At 58.6% G+C, this 26,066-nt stretch carries 21 protein-coding genes; 17 read left to right on the top strand and 4 right to left on the bottom strand.

The features are described from left to right. Positions 1-91: 91 nt before the first annotated feature. The 8 genes from H0Z09_RS08185 (at position 92) to H0Z09_RS08150 (ending at position 9,371) form a co-directional block, all read left to right on the top strand. Complete coding sequence (locus tag H0Z09_RS08185) at positions 92-1,126, top strand: glycine betaine/L-proline ABC transporter ATP-binding protein (protein ID WP_186689485.1); 1,035 nt, start codon at positions 92-94, stop codon at positions 1,124-1,126. Positions 1,127-1,172: 46 nt separating this feature from the next. Further along, positions 1,173-2,126: a glycine betaine/L-proline ABC transporter permease ProW gene (gene proW, locus H0Z09_RS08180; RefSeq protein WP_186689483.1), complete on the top strand. Its 954-nt coding sequence runs from the start codon at positions 1,173-1,175 to the stop codon at positions 2,124-2,126. 41 nt (positions 2,127-2,167) lie between these two features. Continuing rightward, positions 2,168-3,193 (top strand): glycine betaine/L-proline ABC transporter substrate-binding protein ProX, encoded by a 1,026-nt coding sequence (proX, locus tag H0Z09_RS08175; protein WP_186689481.1) that lies wholly within the window; start codon positions 2,168-2,170, stop codon positions 3,191-3,193. 95 nt (positions 3,194-3,288) lie between these two features. Beyond that, on the top strand, positions 3,289-4,362 hold the full coding sequence (locus tag H0Z09_RS08170) for a helix-turn-helix domain-containing protein (protein ID WP_238340207.1): 1,074 nt from the start codon (positions 3,289-3,291) through the stop codon (positions 4,360-4,362). 140 nt (positions 4,363-4,502) lie between these two features. Then, positions 4,503-5,822: an FAD-dependent oxidoreductase gene (locus H0Z09_RS08165; protein WP_186689704.1), complete on the top strand. Its 1,320-nt coding sequence runs from the start codon at positions 4,503-4,505 to the stop codon at positions 5,820-5,822. A 90-nt stretch (positions 5,823-5,912) separates the two neighbouring features. Further along, a complete protein-coding gene (locus H0Z09_RS08160; protein WP_186689479.1) occupies positions 5,913-6,815 on the top strand; it encodes a dihydrodipicolinate synthase family protein in 903 nt (300 codons plus the stop codon). Position 6,816: 1 nt separating this feature from the next. Further along, positions 6,817-8,307 carry an aldehyde dehydrogenase gene (locus H0Z09_RS08155; RefSeq protein ID WP_186689477.1) on the top strand — a complete coding sequence of 497 codons (1,491 nt, stop codon included), beginning with the start codon at positions 6,817-6,819 and terminating at the stop codon, positions 8,305-8,307. 563 nt (positions 8,308-8,870) lie between these two features. Beyond that, a complete protein-coding gene (locus tag H0Z09_RS08150; protein ID WP_186689475.1) occupies positions 8,871-9,371 on the top strand; it encodes a hypothetical protein in 501 nt (166 codons plus the stop codon). Between the two features lie 105 nt (positions 9,372-9,476). Here the strand turns inward: H0Z09_RS08150 and H0Z09_RS08145 are convergent, their stop codons facing one another. Further along, on the bottom strand, positions 9,477-10,391 hold the full coding sequence (locus H0Z09_RS08145) for a LysR family transcriptional regulator (RefSeq protein ID WP_076954862.1): 915 nt from the start codon (positions 10,389-10,391) through the stop codon (positions 9,477-9,479). Positions 10,392-10,659: 268 nt separating this feature from the next. Between H0Z09_RS08145 and H0Z09_RS08140 the strand changes: the two genes are divergently transcribed. The 4 genes from H0Z09_RS08140 to pgm all read left to right on the top strand — a co-directional run bounded on the left by H0Z09_RS08140 (position 10,660) and on the right by pgm (position 16,950). Then, entirely contained in the window at positions 10,660-11,682 is a 1,023-nt protein-coding gene (locus H0Z09_RS08140) for a zinc-dependent alcohol dehydrogenase family protein (RefSeq protein WP_186689473.1), read from the top strand. 706 nt (positions 11,683-12,388) lie between these two features. Beyond that, positions 12,389-13,798, top strand: coding sequence for a hypothetical protein (locus H0Z09_RS08135; protein WP_186689472.1), 1,410 nt, complete (start codon positions 12,389-12,391; stop codon positions 13,796-13,798). After that, positions 13,795-15,201, top strand: coding sequence for a PLP-dependent aminotransferase family protein (locus H0Z09_RS08130; protein WP_186689470.1), 1,407 nt, complete (start codon positions 13,795-13,797; stop codon positions 15,199-15,201). The genes H0Z09_RS08135 and H0Z09_RS08130 overlap by 4 nt, the downstream gene beginning before the upstream one ends. Before the next feature lie 105 nt (positions 15,202-15,306). Continuing rightward, a complete protein-coding gene (pgm, locus tag H0Z09_RS08125) occupies positions 15,307-16,950 on the top strand; it encodes a phosphoglucomutase (alpha-D-glucose-1,6-bisphosphate-dependent) (RefSeq protein ID WP_186689468.1) in 1,644 nt (547 codons plus the stop codon). 152 nt (positions 16,951-17,102) lie between these two features. Here the strand turns inward: pgm and H0Z09_RS08120 are convergent, their stop codons facing one another. Further along, positions 17,103-17,798, bottom strand: coding sequence for a pirin family protein (locus tag H0Z09_RS08120; protein ID WP_186689461.1), 696 nt, complete (start codon positions 17,796-17,798; stop codon positions 17,103-17,105). A 219-nt stretch (positions 17,799-18,017) separates the two neighbouring features. On the opposite strand from H0Z09_RS08120, the gene H0Z09_RS08115 reads away from it, so the two are divergent. Next, on the top strand, positions 18,018-20,477 hold the full coding sequence (locus H0Z09_RS08115) for a UvrD-helicase domain-containing protein (protein ID WP_186689459.1): 2,460 nt from the start codon (positions 18,018-18,020) through the stop codon (positions 20,475-20,477). Positions 20,478-20,614: 137 nt separating this feature from the next. Here the strand turns inward: H0Z09_RS08115 and H0Z09_RS08110 are convergent, their stop codons facing one another. Beyond that, a complete protein-coding gene (locus H0Z09_RS08110; protein ID WP_076954855.1) occupies positions 20,615-20,887 on the bottom strand; it encodes a DUF1652 domain-containing protein in 273 nt (90 codons plus the stop codon). Positions 20,888-21,137: 250 nt separating this feature from the next. Between H0Z09_RS08110 and H0Z09_RS08105 the strand changes: the two genes are divergently transcribed. The 4 genes from H0Z09_RS08105 to H0Z09_RS08090 are packed head-to-tail and all read left to right on the top strand — an operon-like array spanning position 21,138 to position 24,913. Next, complete coding sequence (locus H0Z09_RS08105; protein ID WP_186689457.1) at positions 21,138-21,947, top strand: helix-turn-helix domain-containing protein; 810 nt, start codon at positions 21,138-21,140, stop codon at positions 21,945-21,947. A 51-nt stretch (positions 21,948-21,998) separates the two neighbouring features. Further along, on the top strand, positions 21,999-23,405 hold the full coding sequence (locus H0Z09_RS08100; protein ID WP_186689455.1) for an FAD-binding oxidoreductase: 1,407 nt from the start codon (positions 21,999-22,001) through the stop codon (positions 23,403-23,405). A gap of 26 nt (positions 23,406-23,431) precedes the next feature. Next, complete coding sequence (locus H0Z09_RS08095; protein WP_186689453.1) at positions 23,432-23,773, top strand: cupin domain-containing protein; 342 nt, start codon at positions 23,432-23,434, stop codon at positions 23,771-23,773. 60 nt (positions 23,774-23,833) lie between these two features. Next, a complete protein-coding gene (locus tag H0Z09_RS08090; RefSeq protein ID WP_186689450.1) occupies positions 23,834-24,913 on the top strand; it encodes a polyamine ABC transporter substrate-binding protein in 1,080 nt (359 codons plus the stop codon). A gap of 206 nt (positions 24,914-25,119) precedes the next feature. On the opposite strand, the gene H0Z09_RS08085 is transcribed toward H0Z09_RS08090, so the two are convergent. Beyond that, positions 25,120-25,905 carry a helix-turn-helix transcriptional regulator gene (locus H0Z09_RS08085; RefSeq protein WP_186689449.1) on the bottom strand — a complete coding sequence of 262 codons (786 nt, stop codon included), beginning with the start codon at positions 25,903-25,905 and terminating at the stop codon, positions 25,120-25,122. Between the last annotated feature and the right edge of the window lie 161 nt (positions 25,906-26,066).

The following is a 26,066-nucleotide window of genomic DNA, read 5'->3' as shown; positions in this document are numbered from 1 at the left end:
CTCTCTATTCATAACCACTGCCGTTTAAAACTAATTTCGATCGTTTGCGCATCGCTTAATGCGAATCGTGCTGAACACGAAGGGGCAAGGTATGACTAATTTCGACGAAATCATTTCCGTCAAGAATGTCTATAAGCTATTCGGTACTCAGCCGGATCTTGCGATGAAGATGCTGGGTGAGGGCGCCTCTAAAGAGGAAGTATTTAAAAAGACCGGGCAAGCCATTGGCGTCTTTGATGCGAACTTCTCGGTCCGCTGTGGCGAGATCTTTGTGATCATGGGCCTGTCGGGATCCGGTAAATCCACCATGGTGCGTTTGTTCAATCGCCTGATCGAGCCCACCAGCGGCTCGATCTTCCTCAATGGCAAGGAAATTACCGGGTTGGCGGACAAAGACCTCCTGCAAGTGCGCAGGAAAGACATGGGTATGGTCTTTCAATCTTTTGCCCTGATGCCGCACATGAGCGTCATCGACAACGTCAGCTTTGGCCTGGAAATCAGCGGCGTCGCCGAAAAAGAGCGTTACTGCCGCGCCATGGGCGCATTGGCGCAGGTTGGGCTTGCAGGCCAGGAGTTCAGCTTTCCCCATCAACTGTCCGGCGGTATGCAACAACGTGTCGGGCTGGCCAGAGCCCTGGCCAATGATCCCGCGATCCTGCTGATGGACGAGGCGTTTTCCGCACTTGACCCGATGATTCGCAGCGAGATGCAGGGCGAGTTGATCAAGCTGCAAGCCGAGCAAAACCGCACCATCATCTTTATTTCCCACGATATTGAAGAAGCTGTCCGGATCGGGCATCGCATTGCCATCATGGAAGGCGGACGGGTGGTGCAGATTGGCACGCCCCGTGAGTTGTTGTGTAACCCCATCAATAACTACGTCCGCGACTTCTTCAACGGCTTTGATACCAGTCGAATCCTCAAGGCCGGCGATATTGCTCAACAAGACGCCAGCATCGTTTATGAGCCAGGTCGTCACACCCCTCTAAAAGCAGAAGCTTCGCTCAGGGAAATTCTTCATATCGTTGCCGCGTCGGTGACGCCTATGCCGGTGGTGGATGAGGTTGGCCTGTACAAAGGCTCGATTTCCCAAGGCCATCTTCTGAGCTGCCTGAATAATAGTTAATTTTAATAATCAGAGCAGTCTCAAGTTCTGAGGGTGAGGAAACATCATGTCGGACTTTAATTATCTGGACCCGTTCCAGAGTTTCACTGTTCCATTGGGTGCTTGGGTCGAAGGCGCGCTTACTTACTTGGTGCATAACTTTCGGGAAGTCTTTCGTTCGATTCGGTGGCCAGTTGACCAAGTACTGGATGGTATTCAGTGGGGCCTGCTTTCCGTGCCCCCGACAGTGTTCATTATTATTGCCGGATTGATCAGTTGGCAGATAGGCGGTAAACGCATTGCAATCTTCAGCCTCGCTACGCTGACCGGTTTAGGCCTGATCGGCGTGTGGGCCGATGCCATGGTCACCCTGGCCCTGGTGCTCACATCGCTGCTGTTTTGTGCCGTCATCGGTATTCCCTTGGGCATCCTTTGTGCCCGAAGCGACCGGATGGAAGTGATCGTTCGCCCGGTGCTGGATGCAATGCAAACACTGCCGGCCTTTGTCTATTTAGTGCCGGTGGTGATGTTGTTTGGCATCGGTAACGTCCCCGGCGTCATTGTGACGATTATTTTCTCGGTGGCGCCATTGGTGCGCCTGACCAACTTGGGCATCCGCCAAGTACCGGCAGATAAAGTCGAGGCCGCGCGCGCGTTTGGCTGCACGGCTACCCAGATGCTTTTAAAGGTCCAGTTGCCCCTGGCCGCGCCGACCATGATGGCCGGCTTGAACCAGACGCTGATGCTGTCCCTTTCAATGGTGGTCGTCGCGTCGATGATCTCTGTCGGCGGGCTTGGCTTGATGGTGTTGAGCGGCATCGGCCGGTTGGACATGGGCCTGGCCAGCGTCGGCGGCGCGGGCCTGGTACTCCTGGCGGTCTTCCTTGATCGCTTGACGCAAGCGATGGGTGAACGCAGCAGTGATCTGGCGACAGGCCAGCGCTGGTACGAAACCGGGCCCGTTGGGCTGGTGTTGAAACTCAAAAAGAACAAGAACGTAGTACACCCAGTGACTCATTAAGCACGTCTGCTCACCTACTATAAAATCAAGCGTGGTGAAATATGAAACTTGCAAACCTTAAGCACACCGTAGTTGCAACTTTGATCGCGTCTTTGTTGGGCGCGACTGCGTGTTCGGCAGCGTATGCCGCTGATGCAAACAAGCCGGGTGACGGTGTTTCCATCACGCCTATTTTTCCGACCATTGCCGAAGAGCGTTTTCGAGGCGAGGTGGCGATTGCAGGGTTGAAGGACCTTGGCTACGACGTAAAGGCGCCCAAGGAAGTGGATTACCCGGCAATGTTCCTGGCGCTCTCCTACGGCGACGCGGATTTCACCGTGCACGAATGGGAAAACCTGCACGCTGCGTTCTACCAGAAAGCCGGTGGCGACGACACGATGGTGAAAGTCGGGCCGGTCATGAAGGGTGTGCTGCAAGGCTACATGATCGACAAGAAGACAGCCGAGGCCTACAACATCAAGGATCTCTCGGACTTGAAGAAACCGGAGATCGCCAAGCTGTTCGATGCCAATGGCGATGGCAAGGCGGACATGACCGGCTGTAACCCGGGCTGGGGGTGTGAAGTGATGGTTGAGCACCACATGAAGGCGTACGGCTTGGGCCCGACCGTGGTGGATAACCGAGGCTCCTACTTTGCGTTGATGGCCGATACCATCGCCAGGTTCCAGCAAGGTAAACCTGTGCTGTATTTCACTTGGGTACCGCAATGGATTTCCAGCGTGCTGGTGGAAGGGCGCGATGTGGTTTGGCTGCCAGTCCCGTTCACCTCGTTGCCCGATGGCAAGGACAGTAAAGACACTTTTTATCAAGGCAAAAACCTGGGCTTCCCAGTGGACACCGTCAACGCTGTGATGAATAAAGAGTTCGCCGAGGAAAACCCGGTGGCTCGCAAGTTCCTGTCAGAAGTCAGTATCACCACCGATGACGAAAGTGCACAGAACCTGCGCATGCAAAAGGGTGAAAAATCACTGGCTGACATCAAGCGTCATGCGGCCGAATGGATCAAGGCTCACCAGGCGCAATACGATGGCTGGTTGAGCGATGCCCGCGCCGCCGCCAAGCAATAAGTAATGAGCAAACGTACGGTCAGCTTCGATTGAAGTTGGCCGTACACGGGGCCGGCTGCATGTGTTTTATGTAATAGCGTGATCAGGTGGCGAAGATGATGGATACCTTCCAAAGCGCATTGAAGTTCCAGAACATCGGATTTCGGCAAACTACCGACTCGACCGGTAATGAAAAAATAGTGCGCGTCGCGTTCATTTTGCTTGATCACTTTTCCTTGACTGCACTGTCAACAGCGATGGACGCGCTGGCCACCGGCAACCTGATCAACAGTAATACCGTCTACAAAGTATCAACGTATTCGCTGTTGGGCGGCCTGGTTGAAAGTGATATTGGCATACCGCTGTCATCGCAGCGTTTGAACGTTGAGACCATCAATCACGATGCCGTGGTGGTGGTCGGTGGCCAACGCGTAAGGCTGTCCAGCCACCCGACCGTTCGACGCGCGTTAAAGAAAACGGCAGGTGGCAAAGGCATCGTCGCTGGCGTGTGGAATGCGGCGTTTTATCTGGCGGATGCGGGCTTGCTCGACGACCAGGACTGCGCCTGCCATACCGACAGTTGTGCGTTGATGAACGAATACTTCCCCCAGGTTAAAACGGTGGAGGCTGAGCACACCTTCGCCCATCGCCGCGCAACGTGCGCTGGGGCTTCTTCTGCGTTGGACATGGTGCTGGCGATCATGCAAAACCTGAGTACCCGGCGCGATGCTGACTTGGTCGATGAAATCAGACGGGTACATCAACCCAAGAGTCTGCAGGTCAATGATGTGCCGCCTGGGCCGACGATCCTGCCCAGGCCGATTCCTCGTCCGCTCAACCTAGCGGTTTCGCTGATGGAAAATCACATCGAGGAACCCTTGGAAATCGACGAGATCGCCAGCCATGTAGGGGTTTCGCGTCGACAACTGGAAAGACGTTTTGCGCGCTACTTGAATGCGGCACCCAACCGTTATTACTTGGAACTTCGCCTTACCCGCGCCAGGCAATTGATTATTCAAAGTAATCGATCGTTGACAGACGTGGCATTGGCCACGGGTTTTGTCAGCTACCCGCATTTTTATAAGCGCTTCAAGGATTTGTTTGGCCTACCGCCAATGGCATTCAGGGATAACTATTACTCCAGCGATTTCGGCGGTTCGGAACGCTATGCCATTGCAGCAGGTTTTTGAGCCGGGTTTAAAAACTTGAGTTAGACAGGATTGCTATCGCACCGCGCCCACCGTTTCGCTTTGTTAGTTTTCGAGTTAATAACACGCCTGTGCCAGGTGTGTATTGGGTTCGCTTGGATGTTTAACTTTACGGTCATACTATTATGAAAGTTACCTCGTTACCTGCCGACGATAATAGCTGTGGCTGGTTTCATTTAAGCCGGCCTCGTGAACCCAGACCTGCCCACCAGGGCCACCGTACCGCCCGTTGGGTAGTTATAGGCGCGGGATTTACCGGGCTGGCTGCTGCGCGGCAACTTGCGTTGAATTTTCCGCATGACGAGGTCGTACTGGTTGAGGCGCAGGAAGTAGGGCTGGGGCCATCCGGCAGAAACGCCGGCTTTGCCATTGACCTTCCCCATGATATCGGCGCTGAGGACTACATCGGTGATATCAGCCTCGCCAAAACCAGCCTGAAACTGAATCTGGCAGGGCAATCCATCCTGCGCGAACTGGTCGATCAACACGGCATCGATTGCCAGATGAAAGCCTGCGGCAAGTACCAGGCAGCGGTGGAAGACCGGGGTATCGCGGTGCTTGACGCCTATCGGCGTGGGTTGGATAAGTTGGATCAGCCCTATCAGATGATTGAGCAGGATGAACTGCCCAGTCATTTAGGTACGCACTTTTACCGCAAGGCCTTATTCACGCCGGGCGCCGTTTTGCTTCAGCCCTCGGCGCTGGTAAAGGGGCTCGCCGACCATTTGCCGGCGAATGTGACCTTGTATGAGCGCACGCCGATTCTGGAGGTGGAATACGGCGCAAAAACCGTATTGAAACATGCCAACGGAAGTATTACCGCCGACAAGCTGATCCTGGCCAACAACTCCTTCGGCATGCGTTTTGGTTTTCTTCAGGGCCGTATGCTCCCCATCTATACCTACGGCAGTATCACCCGACAACTGACGCAAGAAGAGCAGGCACAACTGGGCGGTAAACCTTTTTGGGGCGCCATCCCGGCGGACCCGTTTGGTACCACCGTAAGGCGTACTCCAGATAACCGCATACTCATTAGAAACAGCTTCAGTTTCAATCCGGACGGACGCAGTGACTGCCGCTATAACGACCGCTTCGAACGACGTCATAGAGCGTCGTTTGATAAACGCTTCCCTATGCTGCCCCATGTGAAGTTCGAATATACATGGGGCGGCGCACTGGCCATGACCCGCAACCACAACGGCTTCTTTGGCGAATTGGCGCCTAACGTTTATGGCGCCCTGGGTTGCAATGGGCTGGGTGTGACCCGCGGCACAGTCACCGGGCAATTAATTGCCGATTGGCTCGCAGGTCAACGCCGGGAATCTATTGACTTTCTATTGAACGCCCCCGGACCTAACAGCAATCCGCCTGAGCCGTTTCTCTCTTTGGGTGTCAATGCGAACCTCAAATGGGGGCAGTTTCGTGCTGGGCGAGAGAGCTGACTTCAATCAGACAGGCGTGTCATTAACCGCGATTGAGTGCGTTGTTTAACAGGCACTAGCACTAACATTGGAACCACTGGAGAACGAACCATGAACTTTGACGGCATCTTTACCCCCGCAATTACTCCGCTTTCTTTGGATGGCCAAATAGATTATTCGGCCTTTGATGAAGTGCTTGAGTACCTGGTCGAGTCCAAGGTGCATGGCGTCATTATTGGCGGCTCCACGGGCGAGTATTACGCCCATACGCCTGCAGAGCGCTTGGCCGTGGCGGAGCGTGCAAAGAGCGTCCTGCACAATCGTCTGCCACTGGTAGTCGGCACGGGCGGTATCAGGACTGAGGATTCGGTCTATTTCGCCGAGCATGCCAAGGCCATCAAAGCGGACGCGATCCTGGTAGGTTCGCCGCCTTACGCGTTGCCGACCCAGAAAGAAATCGCCGCGCATGTGCTGGCCGTGGATAAGGCTGCGGGCCTGCCGATCATGCTCTACAACTACCCGGCGCGTATGGGCGTTGCCATGGGCGATGAGTTCTTCGAAGCGATTTCGCAATGCAAGAATATCGAAGCGATCAAGGAAAGCTCGGGGCAAATGAATCGCCTGCATCGCCTGGCCAGCGCGCATCCTTCGATCCAGATTTCGTGCGGCTGGGATGACCAGGCCCTGGAGTTCTTCGCCTGGGGCGCGCGCAGCTGGGTGTGTGCCGGTTCCAACTTCATTCCCCGCGAGCACGTCGCGCTGTATGAAGCCTGCGTGATTGAAAAAGACTTCGACAAAGGACGCCGCATCATGGCGGCCCTGCTGCCGCTGATGGACTTCCTCGAAGGCGGCAAGTTTGTGCAATCGATCAAGCATGGCAGTGAGCTGAGCGGCTTGCGCAGCGGTGGCGTACGTGCGCCCTTGCAGGCGTTGGAAGAATCTGAAAAGCATGAGCTCAAGGCGGTGATCCAGACGCTCAAGCAAAACGTTGCGCACATCGTTGGAGGAGCATGAAATGGCCGACTTGCTGAGTAAAGAAGCCTACCGTGTATTGGCTCGCACGCTTGAATTTCGCACCCAGGCATTTATCAACGGCGAGTTTCGGGCCGCCAGATCCGGTCGCACATTCACCACGACCAACCCGGCCACTGGCGACGTGCTGGCTGAGATTGCCGCGTGTGACGCCCAGGATGTAGACGAGGCTGTGGCTGCGGCCAAGGCCGCGTTTGAAGATGCACGCTGGCAAGGCCTTTCACCGGCCGCACGTAAAAGTATCCTGCTGCGTTTTACCGAGCTACTGGAAGACAACGCGCATGAACTGGCCGTGCTCGAAAGCCTGGATAGCGGCAAGCCTATCCGCGAGTGCCAGACCGTTGATGTGCCGGAAACGATCAACACATTGCGTTGGCACGCCGAGCTGATCGACAAGATCTACGACGCCACCGCGCCGGTCGGTTCGGGTGCAGTGACAATGGTCGTGCGTGAGCCTATCGGTGTGGTCGGCCTGGTGCTGCCGTGGAATTTCCCGCTGTTGATGCTCGCCTGGAAAATCGGCCCATCGTTGGCCGCGGGTTGCTCAATCGTGGTCAAGCCAGCGAAGGAAACGACCCTGAGCGCGCTGCGTGTCGCCGAGCTGGCGTATCAGGCCGGTATTCCCGCCGGCGTGTTCAACGTGGTGCCGGGTGGTGGCAAGGAGGCTGGCGAGCCATTGGGCCGGCATGGTGATGTTGCGATGGTCAGCTTTACCGGTTCGACCGACACCGGGCGGCTCTTCCTCAAGTATTCCAGCGAATCAAACCTCAAGCGCATCGTGCTGGAGTGCGGTGGTAAAAACCCGGCAGTGGTGATGAACGATGCCGAAGACATTGACCAGGTTGCGCAGCACGTCGTGAACGGTGCCTTCTGGAACATGGGCGAAAACTGCTCGGCGTCCTCGCGGCTGATCGTCCATGCCGACATCAAGGAAGCGTTGCTCGAGCGTATCCAGGTGCATCTGAAGGACTGGAAAATGGGTGACCCCCTCGACCCGGACAATCGCCTGGGCTCGATGATCAGCAAGGCGCATTTTGAGAAGGTCCGCTCGTATATCGAGCATGCGAAGGATGAAAATCTGGCTGTGCTGGCGGGCGGCAATACCATCGACGATATTTTCGTCGAACCGACCATCCTGGATGGAGTAGGGCGTGACAGTCGTTTGTTCCAGGAGGAAATTTTCGGCCCGGTCCTCAGCGTCACCACGTTCAGCTCGATCGACGAAGCCATCGAGTTGGCCAACGATACCGCCTACGGCCTGGCGGCATCGGCCTATACCGGCAACCTGCGCAACGCACTGAAGCTGTCGCGCGGCATCCGTGCCGGCATCGTGACGGTGAACTGCTTTGGCGAGGGTGACGCATCCACGCCTTTCGGCGGCTACAAAGAGTCGGGTTTCGGCGGCCGGGACAAGTCCATCTGGGCACACGACCAGTACACCGAGCTGAAAACCATCTGGATCGACGCCTCCTGAGTACTGGGCGAGCGTTGGGCTGCACCAGAAGGAAGATAAGGCCACAAACGAAAAAACCCGCCAAACGGCGGGTTTTAAAGGCTTCTTACTGATCCAAGCTTCTACCTTATGAACCGTTACCAATGCTGGTTTTTTGCGGATTGCTGTTGGAACATCATGGCATTGGCCAATGGGTCAATTCGACGCCAGCGCCAACAGCAAGACCTTCGCAAGCGTGTTCGTGCACGGCCTGCGGAAAGGGTGGGCGACCACGTCTTTGGACTTGCGCTTGCTTGAGCGGATCTTACGTGGAGCCTAACCGCGGATGACCCACCGCTCTGCGAATCTAAAAACCATGTCGTTCGTCTGCTTGGCAAGAGCTATGTCCTGGCTGGAGGTGGGCTTTTGAGAAGGGGAGAGATCGATAGATCAGTTGCTTACGGCTGCCGGCTTGGCTATTTCGGCAGAACATATCAGTTATGAACCCGGTAAGCTCCGTTGCCTGCTTTCGTTGTCTTCATTAATCGTTGCCGCTCCGAGCAAAGCCAGCGCAGATCCAACGACTACGCACGATGAGGGTTTATATGTTCAAGGTTAAAAAAACACGTCCAAAGTTGCACGTTGTTGTGAGGGCATCCCGGGAGCTGGCACTCGCCTTCGCGTTGGGAGGAGTGCCAGTTCTGTTAAATTCAGAGTCGTCAGCACAGTTCAAGGCAATGCTGGACCTTTTACTCGCGGCACCTTTTTTGATGGGCTACTACGCATGGCTGTGTTTAGCATTCGCGGTGGCTGCAATTGTTAAATACAAGTGGAGGTTCATGTCCGCTCGGTATCAGCGTTGGCTCGACGCTGTGCATCTTTTTTTAGGTGACATTGGTGGAAGTTTTTTGACCGCAGGCAGAACGGGTCTAGGAGCGATACTGGGATTTTTGACGGTTTGGCACTGGGTCGAACCGGACTCGTTGAGCGCTGAGAATGTAATTCGTACGCTTGTCATGGTTTTCAGTCTCACTTTACTTAGCGTGATGATGGCGTTGGGCGAAGAAACTTTGAAAGACCCAAAGCTAGCAGCAGCCAGTAAATAGCTCTTCGAAGATCTGCCGCCAAAGGGGGACGACATTCATCATTCAGTTTTGATTGTCGAGAGCGACTGATTTAAATACATAACATTTATGGTCTCGACGTTCGGATCATAAGCTCTCGGGGTCCCCAAAAAACATCTGAATCCGCGACCGCAACCACCGCTCGCCCGGATCATTATCCTGCGACCCACGCCACGCCATGTGCAGTTCGAAACTGCGCACCGGCAACGGCGGGTCTTCCGCTCGCAGGCCACCGGCCGAGGTCAATGCCTGCGCCGCGTAATCCGGCACGGTCGCCAGGATATCGGTGCCCGCCAGCAACGTACCCAGGCCGTTGAACTGCGGCACGGCCAATACCACGTGGCGTTTGCGGCCGAGCTTTTCCAGTTCCTCATCGATGAACCCGCTCAGGTCACCGGCAAACGAAACCAGCGCGTGGGGGCGGGCGCAGAAGTCGTCCAGGCTCAGGGAGCCCGGCACGCTGTCGGCGCGCAGCAGTTTGGGCAGGCTGCGGCGCAGCACTTTGCGCTTGGCGTTGGCCGGGAGGTCGGCGGTGTAGCTCACGCCGATGGAGATTTCGCCGGAGGCGAGCAGGCCGGGCATCAGGATGTAGTTGACGCGGCGCACCACCAGCACGATGCCGGGGGATTCGGCGCGCAGGCGTTTGAGCAGCGGGGGCAGCAGGGCGAATTCGACGTCATCGGACAGGCCGATGCGGAACACGGCCGTGCTGGTGGCAGGGTCGAATTCGGCGGCGCGGCTGACGGCGGTGGAAATCGAGTCCAGGGCCGGGGAGAGCAGGGCGAAGATTTCCACCGCCCGGGCCGACGGTTCCATGCTGCGGCCGGTGCGCACGAACAGCGGGTCATCAAACAGCCCGCGCAGGCGTGATAACGCCGCGCTGATGGCCGGCTGGCCGAGGAACAGTTTCTCGGCGGCGCGGGTCACGCTGCGCTCATGCATCAAGGTTTCGAATACGATCAACAGGTTTAGGTCGACACGACGCAGGTCGTTACGGTTCATCTTGTGTCCTGGAGGAGTCAGCTGACTTGACGAAAGCGATCATATAAGAACCCCGGAGATTCCATCTGGAAGCATGACCGGCATGAATCTTACGGGGAAAGGCTGTTACTCTGCACCGGAAAATTGAGTTTTCCTACGATACATGAAGGCTATTCCGCAGAGGCGGAATCAATGATGGACATGTTGACTATTAACGGCGACCGGTGGTCTTACCCGCAAAGCCCAGATAGAGTTCATGGCATTAGAAGTTACTTTGACGAGGTTTGCGATGTCCCGCACGATTCGTTTTCACAAGTTTGGTCCGGCCGAGGTGCTCAAATGCGAAGAGCATGCAGCCGCGCAGCCCGCACCGGGCGAAGTGCAGGTGCGTGTCGAGGCGATAGGCATCAGTTGGTATGACATTTTGTGGCGCCAGAACCTGGCGTCGTCCCATGCTCGCTTGCCGTCCGGCCTTGGCCATGAGATGGCCGGGGTCGTAGTCGCTGTCGGCGACGGTGTGGATGACCTGGCCGTGGGCGATAAAGTGGCCAGTTTTCCGGCCGAAAGCCCCAATGATTATCCGGTGTATGGCGAGCAGATCGTTCTGCCCCGTTCGGCCTTGACCCGTTACCCGGATGTCTTGAGCCCCATCGAGGCGAGCGTGCATTACACGCCGCTGCTGATTGCCTACTTCGCGTACATGGACCTGGCACGGGTCAAGCCCGGGCAATTTGCCTTGGTAACTGACGCCAGCCACTGCGCCGGTCCGTCCTTTGTGCAATTGGGCAAGGCCTTGGGGGCGCGGGTGATTGCCGCCACCAAGGACAGCGCCGAGCGCGATTACCTGCTGTCGCTGGGTGCCGAAAAAGTCATCGTCACCGAAGAGCAGGACCTGCTGATGCAAATCAACAAGTTCACCGACAACCGCGGTGTCGATGTGGTGTTCGATGGCTTGGGTGGCCCACAGATGTCGTTACTCGGCGATGTACTGGCGCCGCGCGGCAGCCTGGTGCTGTATGGCTTGCAAGGCGGCAACCACACGCCATTCCCCGCCTGTGCGGCGTTTCAGAAGAATATTCAGTTCTTCGTGCACTGCATCGGTAATTTCACCGGCAAACCGGAGCTCGGCATCGTTCAGGACCAAGTGGCCTTGCAGCGGGCCCTGCAGGATATCAACCAACTGACAGCCGACCGCGTGCTGGTGCCGCTGAAAACCACCGTGTTCCCCTTCAATCAGTTCGTCGAAGCGCACCGCTATATGGACGAATGCCCGTGTCGCGAGCGTGTTGCCTTGCAGGTTGAAGCTGTTTAGGGCGTAGGAATGTTCTCAAATGAGCATTCCTCGTCGCTGGCACAGGGGGCAAATGCGCCATATGACAGGGCTTAACTTAGAGTGCCCATCAGGTGCCAAGCTGGCACTTTAACCCCTGAATCCTGAGTTTTTCACTGACGCCGCCCTGAATTCCAGCGCGGCGTCTTTGTGTGCGCGTGATTTACCGAGCGGACGTTATTCATCTGCATGGGTTTTCGGCAGGGTTCTGTATCTATTAATCATTATTCCAGCACCGATAATTGCGCCTTCACTTTCATCTCAAGGACTGAGCAATGATCGACTGTCTGACACTTGCGTCACGAGCGTATGAAATTAATGTTGCGATGTTACTGGGCGCCTGGGAAATAGGCGAGCTCGTGAACGGCGTCAATACAATAAGTGGGAAAGTTTGTCGTGGTTACTTGTAAGACGCTTCTTTTAATAGTTGGTTAACGGTGTGTAAGAGTGGGTCGGAAAGATCCTAGGACTAGATGCGGGCTCATTCAAGCCCAGTAAAAACGGCGCATAGCGGCATTTTTGCGGGGGCGGCTCTGCACGCAAGGCATCCATGCCGGTGTGTTGTGGGGTGCTAGTGTCTAGTCATCGGCGCACAAGGCTGCGTGCACATTTCTTACACGCGTAACAGGTCGAGCAAATACTGTCAGCAGTTGCTTGGAATTGATATTTGAACTCAGGTAATCGAATGATGAGCACTATTCACGAGCAGGCAATGACTTATGTTTATCAGCAAGTTCTGCAACGTCTGATCGGGCATTTTACTCGCGAAGAGCGAACGGCCCTGCAGTTGTTGGTCCAGCGAATCATTGTCGCGGCCGGAGGCATGGAGCAAGTAGGCGGGTACAAAGTGCTGGTGGCCCACGGCGGCGGCGAAGTGAGCAACTACACATTGGCGCTGTTGCGTGCCGCGCAGTTGAGCATCGCTGGCCGAGCCCCGCGCACCTTCCACTTGCGGGTCGCGACATTGAGGCATGCGGGAATGACCGAGAGCACCCTCGACGGCCTCAATCAGGGCTATGGCCGCCTGTTTCTGCACGACGATCCAAGGGTTGAGTTGCTGATGGTGGAAAACCAGGAAGTATTGCCCTTCAACCATTTGCGGCCCGCTTCAACCATCGGCCGGGAAATCAGCCAGCGCAACATGCTGATGATGGGGCACCTGAGTTCCGGCGACTGCCGCGCCACATTGTGCAGCGACACCTACCTGGCGCTGGGGGACTTTTACCAGCGTGTCACCTGCTGGCATGGCGGGGTGCATGCATTGGTCAGTGGTGACTCACCGCGCAAGCAAAGTCATTTTCTTGCCTGGCTCAAGAACATGGCAAGCGGTGCGGGTGTGGCCATGCCTGATGCGTGGCCGTCTTCGCTCACTGGGCTGTTTGCCCGCATGGACGAATGGAGTACAGGTTATTACCGCGATGTATACGGCGAACATTATGTCGAGAGTGAACGGCCCAGCAAAACCAGCCATCGCCACCTGGCCTATATCAGCGTCGCCGACTTGCTGGACGACGTAGACCTGCGAACCTCGACCATGCTCACCGAGTTCATGGCCTTTGCCCCTGACCCGATGGGGTTTCACTTCAGCCATCCAGGCTATTCCAGCCCGCGGCTGATGGCTCATCTTCGCGGGCTCCAGGCCGAGTGCCTGCGAGACCTGACCTACGAAGAAGGGGTGCAGGGTTTTATCCAGCAGTCGGCCAGGCATTTGCCGCAGGCGTTTCTCGCGCAGGCAGGAACCCGTGAAGGGCGGGTCGAATCCAGCGCCTATGCCCAGCAGTTTTTTGGCTTGGACGAGACTCAATTGATCTGCCTGCTGTTTTCGCCGTTTATCCACCACGGTGAACGACTGGAAGGTTATTTGCGCCAATGTCATCCGGGCATGCTGGTTGCTTTGCCTGAGCTGCACAAGGTCCTGCAGGGCCAGCTATCCGCCGACATGCTGCAACAATGGGCCACTGACACCAGCGGCTTGCCGTTGCCCTTGTTGCAGCACCTGTATCGCAAGCGGCCGCTGGCCAATGCGGGCGGCAAATTGCGCAGTGCCGGCGTCACTGCCCCTGGCAGCGGGCAGGCCTGTCAATTGTCCGGGCGATGACGCTGCGCGGCGAACGGCGGGTGGATTTTGCGTATCAGGCGGTTTACCGCTACATGATCAACCTGATCAATGACGTCAGTACCGATGCGCGGGTAAAGCTGCCATCCCTTCGGCAGTTGGCGGGGCGCCTGAACGTATCGATCTCGACGGTCCAGTACGCCTACTCGTTGCTTGAGAAGGAAGGCAGGGTCTATTCAGTGGCCAAGTCGGGTTATTACGCCTGGCCTCTGTCGGCAAACCCGCTGGCGGGGGCAGGGGGGGATCTGCTTGACCGGCTCTACGCAGCGGCGCGGCGCCCTGGCATGGTGGTGCTCAGTGGCGACGACCCTTCGCTGCTGGCATCGCTGGACAGCAACTTGCTGCGCCTGGAACGCGAGCTGGTGCGCCAATACCCGCAGCGACTGCAACCCTGGGCCCAGCCTTGCGGTGTGTGGGAGCTGCGCGCGGCGCTGGCGGCGCGTTATACCTCGTCGCCCACGCGCTGCTGGCATGCCGATGACGTCTACATCGGTGCCGACTTGCGGGGCGTGCTGGACATCCTCATCGAAGTCCTGAGCCTGAAGGGCACCACGGTGATTGTCGAATCACCGTGCGACTGGCTGGTGTTGCGCCTGCTCCAGGATGCCGGGGTGCGTATTATCGAGCTGCCCTGGACGCCCCAGGGCCGCTTGGACCTGGTGATGCTGGATCAATTGCTGTGCGATGAATCGGTGCATCTGGTGTTGCTGTCCTCCAAAGTCAGCCTGCCGGCAGGGGCAGCCATGCCGACCCAGGACCGCCTTGCCGTCGCGCAGATGCTCGATCAGTACGGTTGCTGGCTGCTGGAAAACGACACCTTTGGCGAATTGGGCTTCAAGGAACCGCAGGCGGCGCTGCATGAGCTGGTGAACCCTGAGCGATTGATGGTGTTTTCTTCGTTCGAGAAAGTGCTGGGGTCGGAAGCGCCTTATGGTTATCTGCTGTCTCGGCGCATGAGCAGCGAGTTGCAGCGCCAGTTTTTGCTGCGCTCCTTCCGTCTGTCGTCGATCCGCCAGCGCGCGATTGCCCGCCTGTATCAAAGCGGGCGCATCGACCAGCACCTGCGCGCGCTGCGCCTGCAGCTATGCCAGCAGGCGCAGGAGATGCAGCAACGCCTCGATCAGCACCTGGGCGACCAGGTGGCCTACCGCGCGCCGGCTGCCGGGGCGACGTTCTGGTTGGGCTCCACAAGGCCAGTGGATATGCGCCAGGTGTTCCAGCGTCTACTCGCCCAGCAGGTGGTGATCGCACCGGGCGAGCTGTTCAGCGTCAGCGGCCTGCATCAACAGCATTTGCGCCTGAGCCACACCTTCCACGGGCAGCCCAACCTGGATATTGCCCTTGCGGCGATAAGCCAAGCGCTGCGTCAGGCACAGACGGAATGATTGCGCGAAGTTTCTCTTAATTTTGTAGGATCGATAACGTCGCGCAGCAGTCGAACTCTCAGTAAACTGCCTTCATTTCCGAATTCTTCTTTGCGAGGTCCATGCATGACAATCAGTCCTTTTGCGGGCAAGCCGGCACCAGCCCAGTTGCTGGTGGATCTCCCGCGACTGGTCACGGCCTATTACACCGGCCGGCCTGATGCAGCAATCTCAACCCAACGGGTCGCTTTCGGTACCTCGGGGCACCGTGGCAGCTCGTTCGATTTGAGCTTCAACGAGTGGCATGTACTGGCCATCAGCCAGGCAATCTGCCTGTACCGCGAAGCCCAGGGCATCAACGGCCCTCTGTTTGTTGGCCTGGACACCCACGCGCTGTCCACGCCTGCCGGTGCCAGCGCCCTGGAAGTGCTCGCCGCCAACGGTGTGCACGTGATGCTGGCCGAAGGCGATGAATACACGCCGACCCCGGCCATTTCCCACGCAATCATTTGCTACAACCGTGGCCGTACCAGCGGCTTGGCCGACGGCATCGTGATCACGCCGTCGCACAACCCACCGCAGAGTGGCGGCTACAAATACAACCCGCCCAACGGCGGCCCGGCCGATACCCACGTGACCAAGTGGATCGAAGCCAAGGCCAATGAACTGCTGGCCAATCAACTGGCCGGGGTCAAGCGCATGCCCCATGCCCAGGCACTCAAGGCCGATACCACCCATCGCCATGATTACCTCAACAGCTACGTGGCTGACCTGGTCAATGTGATCGATATGGACGCCATCCGCAGCGCAGACCTGCGCCTGGGCGTGGACCCGTTGGGTGGCGCCGGCGTGCGCTACTGGTCGGCGATTGCCGAGCACTACCGGTTGAATCTGGAGGTGGTGAACACTGAAGTCGACGCCACGTTCCGCTTCATGAGCGTCGATTGGGACGGCCAGATCCGCATGGACCCGTCCTCCAGCTACGCCATGCAAGGCCTTATCGGCCTCAAGGAAGGCTTTGACGTGGCCTTCGCCTGCGACCCGGACCACGACCGCCACGGCATCGTCACCCCGTCCGGTGGCCTGTTGGCACCCAACAATTACCTGGCGGTGTCCATCGACTACCTGTTCCAGAACCGTCCCGAGTGGCGCGCCGACGCGGCCGTGGGCAAGACCGTGGTCAGCAGCGGCCTGATCGACCGCGTGGCCGCGCGTATCGGCCGTCGCCTGTACGAAGTACCGGTGGGCTTCAAATGGTTCGCCGACGGCTTGTTCGAAGGTTCCTTGGGGTTCGGCGGCGAAGAAAGCGCCGGCGCGTCGTTCCTGCGCAAGGACGGTACGGTCTGGAGCACGGATAAGGACGGTTTGATCCCCGCGCTGCTGGCGGCGGAGATGACCTCGCGCAAAGGCCAGGACCCCAGCCAGATCTACCGCGGCCTGACCGACGCCCTGGGCGAGCCGTTCGCGATTCGCGTGGATGCCAAGGCCACTCCGGCGCAGAAAGCCTTGCTGGGCAAGTTGTCGCCCGACCAGGTGACCTCCACCGAGTTGGCCGGCGAAAGCATCCAGCAGATTCTCAGCCACGCACCGGGCAACAACCAGGCGATCGGCGGGCTGAAGGTGATGACCGAAAACGGCTGGTTCGCCGCGCGGCCATCGGGTACCGAGGACATCTACAAGATCTACGCCGAGAGCTTTATCGGTGAAGATCACCTCAAGCAGTTGGTGGAAGAGGCGCAGGTGCTGGTGGACGGCGCCATCACCCAATAACGCTGAAATACAAGGTGTAGTGAGCGGGCTCGCCCCGCGCTGGGGGGGCGAAGCCGCCCCAATAAAGTACCGCGTTCTGTCAGACAGAACGCGGTGCCTGGTTTTAGGGCGGCTTCGCCCCCCAGCGCGGGGCGAGCCCGCCCACTACAGTTTCAGGCCAGATCCACCAGCACGATCTCGCTGTCTTCAAGCGCGGTCACCTGCAACACCTGCTCATCTTCAACCGCGACACCGTCTCGAGCTTGTGCACGTAAGCCGTTGACTTCAATCACTCCCGTCGCAGGTACAAGGTAGGCGCGACGCCCACTCTCAAGTCGATATTCGGCACTTTCCCCAGCCTTCAGGTTCGCCGCCACCAAGCGTGCATCAGCACGGATGCGCAGGCTCTCGCTGTCTCCCGCCTTGCCACTGGCGAGTGTCACAAAGCCTTCCAGACCGCCTTTGGGAAACGGCTTGGCGCCCCACGACGGCGGCAGACCGGCTTCGTTGGGAATAATCCAGATCTGGAAAATCTTCGTCGGCGTGTCTTCCAGGTTGTACTCGCTGTGGGCGATCCCGGTGCCCGCGCTCATCACCTGTACATCGCCTGCCTCGGTGCGGCCCTTGTTACCGAGGTTGTCGGCATGGCTGATCGCACCTTCACGCACATAGGTAATGATCTCCATGTCGCGATGCGAGTGCTGCGGGAAGCCGGTGCCTGGCGCGATGATGTCGTCGTTCCAGACCCGCAGGTTGCCCCAGTGCATGCGCTTGGGGTCGTGGTACTCGGCAAACGAGAAGTGGTGATGGGCGTCAAGCCAGCCATGATGGGCGCCGCCCAGGGAATTGAAAGGTCGAAGTTCAAGCATGATCGTCTCCTGTGGATGGCAGTTATGATCCTGCAGCTGATGATCGATAAAAAGCGTAAAAACTGCCTGATTCCTATCAGTCTATTAGATTGGTTGCTGGCGTTTTGACTTTCAGTTCATCGCCTAACTGCATGAACGCAAAGCAATTGGCTGGAATTGAGCGTCGATTCCGGCGACCATGGCGCCTGTGTCAGCATCACACTCACCGCAGGAGTCCGCGTGTCGCTACAACCGCCTGATTTGCCCACTGATCTTCCCGTTGAGCTGCGCCCGCTGGCTGAAATGCCTTGGCTCAAACGCCTGGCCGCACGCCTGTTTGGCCATGGCCTCACGCGTTTGCGCGCCCAGCACCGGTTTTCCTGGCTGCATGGGCAAGCCGATGGCTTTCGCAGCGGGCATGAAGCGGGCGTCGAGTACGGCTATCGCGAGGGCAAGGCCGAGGGCATCGAGGAAGGCCGGCAGGTTCTGCTGATCCGCGATTTGCGCCCGGATGAGCACCGTGCGCCGGGTATCGACGACAATTTGTTCGATGATTGGCGCCTGCCGCTTACCGCCGAGTTGAAGAAGCGTATCAAGGCGGATGTCGCGCGCTTGCTGCCCGCCCACGCTCAGCCGAGCACGGCGCAATGGAAGATGATTTTCAGCGACACGCCGTCGACCTCGGTCATCGCCGGTGCGGGGGCGGGCAAATCCACTTCGCTGGTGCTGCGGATTTTGCTGCTCACCCATTACCTGGGCTTCGAGCTCAGCTCCATGACGGTGGTGACCTTTACCCGCGAATCCCGTAAAGACTTCATCAACAAACTCATGGAGATTCTTGGCCTTTGGGGCCAACCCCTCGGGTTGAAAGAAGCCCAGGCCGTGGTGCGCACCTTCCACTCGCGCATCCTGCCGATGGTACGCAGCCTGCCGGGTTTTGAGCGCCTGCAAGCGTTCGAAAACCTCAGCTCGGGCTTTGAAGACGCCGACAGCAACCCCTTTGACCTGCGCATCAACGAAGCCCAGCGCCAACAGATGAATACCTGTTACCACCGGCTTTACGGGCAACATGCGCGGTTCCGGGAGCTGATCGCGCCGCTGGCGCGCCACGGGCTGCAGCTCAAGGCGCTGGAACGGGATCATCCCGACGTACAAAAACGCGTGGCCGTGACCGAACTGGCCGCCAAGCGTGATGAAGAACTCTGCGACGTGATCGAGGACCTGTGGTTCCGCGCGGGCGCCTGGCCGATCAAGGGCATTGAGCCCAATCGCCAGACCGTCGAGATCAACGGCGCGCAGTTTCATTGCCATGGCTATATTCCCGAGCTGGACGCCTGGGTGGTACTGGGCTTCGATTCGCGGGAAAACGCCGGCATCAGTCGGCCGAACTCGAAGCTGTCGGTGCGTGCGGAGTGGGCCGTAAAACGCACCCTGTTTCAAGCTTTCTGCCGTAAGCCACTGATATGGCTGGATAGTTATGAGTCGTCAAAACGCTTATTAAGCAGCTTGGCCGGTGACGCCAGCGCCGGGCCGGGCTTTGATTACAGGGTCAAGGGCGAGTTGTCCTCGGCGCCGTTGCTGGACTGTTTCGTGATGGCAGCCGGGTTTATCGAGAACCTTGGGCTCGACGTGCCGAACGCCGTGGGGCAGATGAGCTTCGCCAAGGATGATCCGGACCGTTTCTTCTTTGAAGCCCTGAGTATCTTCTGGAAGGCCCTGGAAGATCATCTGCTCGACCAGTCGCCACCGATCATGACGTATAACCGCATGTTTTCGCTGTTCGGCGAAAATTCCCCGGAAAACCTCAAGCTGCTCAATGACCCGCTGTTGCGGCCGTTGTCGCACCTGATGATCGACGAATTCCAGGACGTTTCGCCGCAAATCGTCTCGTGGATTCGCGCCAGCCTGCGGGAGATCCGCAGCCGTGGCCCGGCCATGCACGTTGGGCGTGGCGCACAGCAGTCATCGCTGCTGTGCGTGGGGGATGACTGGCAGTCGATTTACGGCTGGCGTGGCAGCTCGCCCAAATACTTCATGGCGTTCAACCAGGAGTTTCCGTCTCCGGCCACCACCCGCGTGATGCTGGGTGAGAACTACCGCAGCCATCAGCACATCATCGACGCGGCCGAGCACATTGTGCGCGCCGCGCCGACGATCCCTGGTAAGAAGGCCAAGGCCAGCGGGGCGCCCAAGGCGTTGGTGCCGGTCAAGGTGCTGGAAAGGGCCGACGCGGCAATGGGCCAGCGATTGCTGGAGCACTATCAAAAGGGTGATTCAGTCTTGATGCTTTATCGAAAAAGCAACGATAAGCTGTTGATTCAAGAATATATTCAGTCTGTAGTTAATGCAGATTCTAGCTTGCCGCGCGAGGCGCGCAGGCTCAAGCAATTGACTTACCACAGTGCCAAGGGGCTGCAAGCCGACGCGGTATTCCTGCTTGGGGATTGCCAGCATGTCACCAGCTCACCCTATAAAAACCAGGTGTACCGCATGGCGGGCCTGGGCAAGGACGGCGACAGCGAGCCCTATGACAACGCGCAGAAGGATGAGGTGTTGCGCCTGGCGTATGTGGGCATTACCCGGGCGGTGAGCCATTGCTACTGGTATGTGGAAAAGCCTGAAGGCCAGGCAGTGAATGTGCCCAGGGCGTCGGAGCGAGTGGACGGTAAAAAGGCATTTTTCAATGATCAACGCAGTTAACGGACGAACACAATTCAAATGTGGGAGCGGCTTGCTCGCGAATACGGTAGTTCAATCAGCACATCTTTAGCTGAAAGACCGTATTCGCGAGCAAGCCCGCTCCCACATTGGATTTCGAGTGTTCGGTAGAGGGTTGCTCAGGCCCGCAAGGACTGCGGCGGTACAAACGACGCCAGCTCATCCTCCACCGCCTCGATAATGCGCTCCACATCGGCCGCATTCATCACCGTGGCACAGGGAATACCGGCAATGGCGATCAGGGTCTCGCCGCTGGCGCGGTCGAACAGGCGCACGATCATGCTGCCCGGCGCGTCCATGCTGCCTTCGAAGCCTATCGGATGAAAGTGCCAGCGCATCAGCTGGCATGCGTTGGGGAACGTCACTTTGTTCATGTTGCCCACCTTGTTCATTGAGCGCTTCCTTTAGCTCGCGGAAGGGGGGCCAGGACCGTCAATGGTCGTGGCGTCGTAGAGCTTAAAAAATAGCATTCGTTCGCAATTGGCAGGTGACTTTTTTGGCCCCGTTCGGCAGTTGTCTTGACATGGATCATGTCTCGCCCGTAACAAGGCGAAAGGCCATTAGTCAGCACCGCCATTCGGCGATTGTACGCGCTGGCAAAATTCGGCAATCTCCACCGTTTGTTTCGCCACAGAGCTTGCCATGCCAGACATCGCTGCAGACGATGATGCCCAGCAATCCCAAGCCACACGCGAGCTGGTGCTACGCCACCACCTGTGCTGGCGCCATCGGGACCTTGAGGGCGTGATGTCCTACTACCACCCGGACATCCAGTACCACGATTTCTTCCAGAACCGTGTCGTCGGTTTCGCTGAGTTGCGCCAATACCTGCAGGCCAGCATGCCACGAGAGGCGGACGAGGCGATTGAACACACTGACCGCATCCGTGCCGATGGCAACACTGCGTTTATCCAGTACCGCATTACCTTGCGGGGCGGCCGAGGCCTGGTGTCGTTTCGCACCAGCGAAGCCATCACCGTGCGCGACGGGTTGATCTGGCGGGTCAACGAGTACGCGTCCCTGGTACATGAGCGGCCGGCCGAGGCCGCGCGGCCTTCGTTCAGCCGCCTGGGCCTGTCGCCCCAGCAATTGGGGCACATGGCTAACGACCTGCAGCAGTATTTCGAAGGCAAACAACCCTACCTGGACCCCCAGCTGGACCTGCAGCGGGTTTCCAGGGAGTGCGGCTACAGCCGCAATCAGATTTCCTACCTCCTCAACCAGGTACTGGGGCAAAGTTTCTATCGCTACGTCAACCAGGCCAGGCTACAGCATTTGCTGGCCGCGCTGGACAAGGCCGTGCCGCCGATAAAGATCGACGACCTGGCGTTCGCGGCCGGTTTCAACTCGCTGTCGGCGTTCTACAGCGCGTTCCGCCAGCACACCGGCCAGTCGCCCAAGGCCTACGTCAAACAAATTTCCCAGCGTGCACGCGCGCAAGACAGTCCCTGACCGCGCGCTCTAGGATCCACCCTATCAAAACCAGGTAGGGGAGAACCCGGCATGCCGGCATGGCGCAACATCAGCTTATGGATGGACCAGTTGGACGACCCGCTGCGCGCGCGGCCGGCCCTGGAGCATGACCTGGACGTCAATGTGGCCATTATCGGCGCCGGCTACACCGGGCTGTGGACCGCGTATTACCTGAAACGCCAGGCCCCCGAGCTGAAAATCGCTATTATCGAAGCGCAAACCGCCGGTTTCGGCGCGTCGGGTCGCAACGGCGGCTGGCTGATGGGCAACCTGTTGGGTGAAGACCGCTTGCTGGCCGGCCTGAATCCCGAACAGCGACGTGCCTCGTTCGACCTGTTGCACGCCATCCCCGACGAAGTGGCCCAGGTGCTGGCGCGTGAAGGCATCGATTGTGACTACCGCAAGGGAGGCGCGCTGTACTGCGCGGCCCGTTACCCCGAGCAGGAAGGCAGCCTGCGCCGCTACCTGGACACACTCTACGCCCAGGGCCTGACCGAGGCCGACTACCGTTGGCTCAGCCCCCGGCAACTGGCCGAACAGGTCCGCATCGCCAAGCCCTACGGCGGCATCTACGCGCCCCACGTTGCAACCATCAACCCGGCCAAGCTGGTGCGCGGCCTGGCGCGGGTAGTTGAGGCCATGGGCGTGGCCATCTACGAAAACAGCCCGGTCACCCATTGGCAGTCCGGCAGCCTGCGCACGGCGAAGGCCAGTGTGTGCGCCGCCTGGGTGGTGCCGGCGGTGGAGGGCTATGCGACCACCTTGGCGCCTCTGGGCCGTTACCAACTGCCGGTACAAAGCCTGATAGTCGCCACTGAGCCGCTGCCGGCCAGTACCTGGGACGAAATCGGCCTGAGCCATGGCCAGGCATTCGGCGAAAGCAGCCGCCAAGTGACCTACGGCCAGCGTTCAGCGGATAACCGCCTGATATTCGGCGCGCGCGGCGGTTATCAGTTCGCCGGCAAACTGCGCCACGACTTCGATTTGACCGGCAGCGAAGTGGAACTGCGTCGCTACCTGTTCGGTGAGCTTTTCCCACAGCTCAAGCACGTAAGAATCACCCATTCCTGGGGCGGCAACCTGGGTATGTCGCGCAACTTCCGACCGCACATGCTGTGCGACCCCAAGACGGGTATCGCGCTGTCAGGTGGTTATGGCGGGGAAGGCGTAGGCGCCACCCACTTGGGCGGTCGCACCCTGGCCGATCTGATCCTGGGGCGTGACACCGCGCTGACCCACCAACCCTGGGTGCTCCGCGAGCGCGGCCTGGAAGCGCTCAGGCCCTGGGAGCCCGAGCCGTGCCGCTGGCTGGGTTACAACGCGATCATTCGCAGTTTCGTCCATGAAGACCAGGTGCTGGCCAGCCCCAACACCGCCCCTTGGCGCCGCAAGCTGGCGACCGGCGTGGCCGGGTTCATGGAAAGCTTGATGCGCTGAATTGTTTCATTCACACGGGAAAAGCCATGAGCATCACTCAATTCAAAGACACCTTGAACGCCCATCTGCCGGACTCATCGCCCGTGGCGGTGCCGCTGGGGGAACCCATCGCCGTGGCCTCGACCCTGAGTGTCGAGCGCAGCGACGGCGTCGAAACCGGCATTTGGGAATGCACCCCAGGCCGCTGGCGTCGCCAGATCACCTCCCAGGAGTTTTGCCACTTCATCCAGGGCCGCTGCACTTTCACCCCGGACACCGGGGAAACCGTTCATATAGAAGCCGGTGATGCACTGATGTTGCCGGCCAACAGCACGGGCATCTGGGATATCCAGGAAACCGTGCGCAAGACCTATGTACTGATTTTGTAACGCTTTGATCCTTGATCGCCTGCCATAACAACAGCCCTAAAACCGCCAGGAAATCGAACCATGAAAGCCATTGCCCTGTTGCCCTTGATGTTGTTGGCCTCTGTCAGCCAGGCCGCCGAGACAGTGAAGATCTACAACTGGTCGGACTATATTGCGCCGGACACCACCAAGCACTTCCAGCAAGAAACCGGCATCGGTTTCACTTACGACGTGTACGACAGCAATGAAACCCTCGACGGCAAGTTGATGACCGGTAAATCCGGCTATGACGTGGTGTTTCCGTCCAACCATTTCATGGCGCGGCAGATCCAGGGCGGCGCCTTGAAGAAGCTCGACAAGCGTCAGTTGCCCAACTGGAAAAACCTTAACCCGGTGTTGCTCAAGGCTCTGGAAAACAACGACCCGGGCAACGCCCATGGCTTCCCGTACCTATGGGGCAGCACCGGCATCGGCTACAACATCGACAAGGTCAAGGCGGTGCTGGGCGACAATGCGCCGGTCGACTCCTGGGATCTGATCTTCAAGCCCGAGAACATGGCCAAGTTGCAGAAATGCGGCGTGGCGATTCTCGACAACGGCCCGGAACTGCTCCCGGCCGCACTCAACTACCTGGGCTTGCCGCACCACAGCAAGAAGCCCGAGGACTACAAGAAGGCTGAAGCACTGCTGATGAAAGTGCGGCCCTTTGTGGCGTACTTCCATTCCTCGAAATACACCGCGGACCTGGCCAACGGCGATATCTGCGTGGCGGTGGGCTTCTCGGGCGACATCCTGCAGGCCGAAAGCCGTGCCAGGGAAGCCAAAAACGGCGTGAACATCGGCTACAACATTCCCAAGGAAGGCGCCGCGATCTGGTTCGACATGGTCGCCATGCCCGCCGACGCGCCGAACGAAAAGGCCGGCTATGCCTTCATGAACTACCTGCTGCGCCCGGAGGTCATGGCCAGCATTACCAACTACGTGCACTACGCCAATGGCAACGCCGCGGCGGACAGCCTGGTAGACCCGGCGATCAAGGCGGACATCAAGGTGTACCCAAGCCCGGAAATGATGGGCAAGCTGTTTGCCCTGGAGGCGATGCCGTTGAATGTCGACCGGGTGCGTACGCGGGTGTGGAACACCATTCGTACCGGCCGCTAGTAGCCATGCAAAATCGGCGGTGGCAGGTGGGATTTGCGGTGTGGCGGCTGGCACAATCCCGGCAGCGATGGAGCCCAACTTTGGGAGCTGTCGAGCCCCGGCGAGGCTGCGAAGGCGGCGGTACTGCTGGCATTTGCTCCGACTGACAAGCCGCTATCGCAGCCTCGCTAAAGCTCGGGAGCTCCCACATCTGAAGCGGGACGGGATCAAGGATTCTCCAAGTCGTGCCCCAACGACTGGATAAACAACGAAAACAGCTCCGGCTGTGACGAAATATCCAGCTTGGCGTACAAGTGCCGACGGTGCACTTTCACCGTATCCGGGGAGATGTTCAGCCGCTCAGCCATGGCCTTGGACGAAAACCCGCGCAGCACCAGGCGGGCAACCTCCAGTTCGCGCTCGGAAAGGACGCCGCAGCCGAATTGACTCAACGCATCCCTGATCTGAGAGTCCATCGCCGGCGCGCGCCGGGTGCTCTGCTGCCAGTGCTGCTGCATCAACGGCAATACCCAGGCGGCTACGGTCGTCATCAGCCCGGCCTCATCGAGGCTGAAGCGCCGCTGCATGCCCAACGACAGCGATAACGTCCCCGCGCCGGGCAGTTGCAGGATGAATTGCACCTCGTCTTCCAGCACGTTGTCGTGGAAGTAATTGAGGAAGTACTCACTCTGGCGAAAATGATCCGGCGCCACTTCCTCCAGGCGGTACGCACCACTGGCGTAACCCTCGCGACACGCCTGGAAAAACGGGTCGAGCAAATACAGGCCATTGAGGTACACCAGCATCGACGCCGGTTTGCTGCTGGGCTGGGCGTCGTATTCTTCCAGGGCCAGGGGCGGGCCCTCCTGGGGATAGAAGATCGCCAGGGCGTTATCGAAGGGCAGGCATTGGTGCAGCAACAACACCAACTGTTTCCAGAAGCGCTCGGTGCCGATGTGCGCGACGGTACGCCCCAGGCCCGCGTGCATGCCGATTTCCCGAAACAGGCTCATATAAACGGCTCCCGCCAGCGTAATAGTGCCCAAGGGTTGGTTTTTTGCCCGGCATCGTCAAGGGGAGTACGCCAATAGGGGAATTGGCTGACGTGAATCCCTTGTCTATCTTCGCCATCATTCAGCGGGAAACATATCCCGTGACTATCAGACTTTTCGTT

The organism is Pseudomonas sp. SWRI18, from assembly GCF_014268345.1.
GTDB lineage: Bacteria > Pseudomonadota > Gammaproteobacteria > Pseudomonadales > Pseudomonadaceae > Aquipseudomonas > Aquipseudomonas cedrina.
The sequence above is the reverse complement of the archived record's forward strand: the minus strand, read 5'-3'. Positions and strand labels throughout refer to the sequence as shown.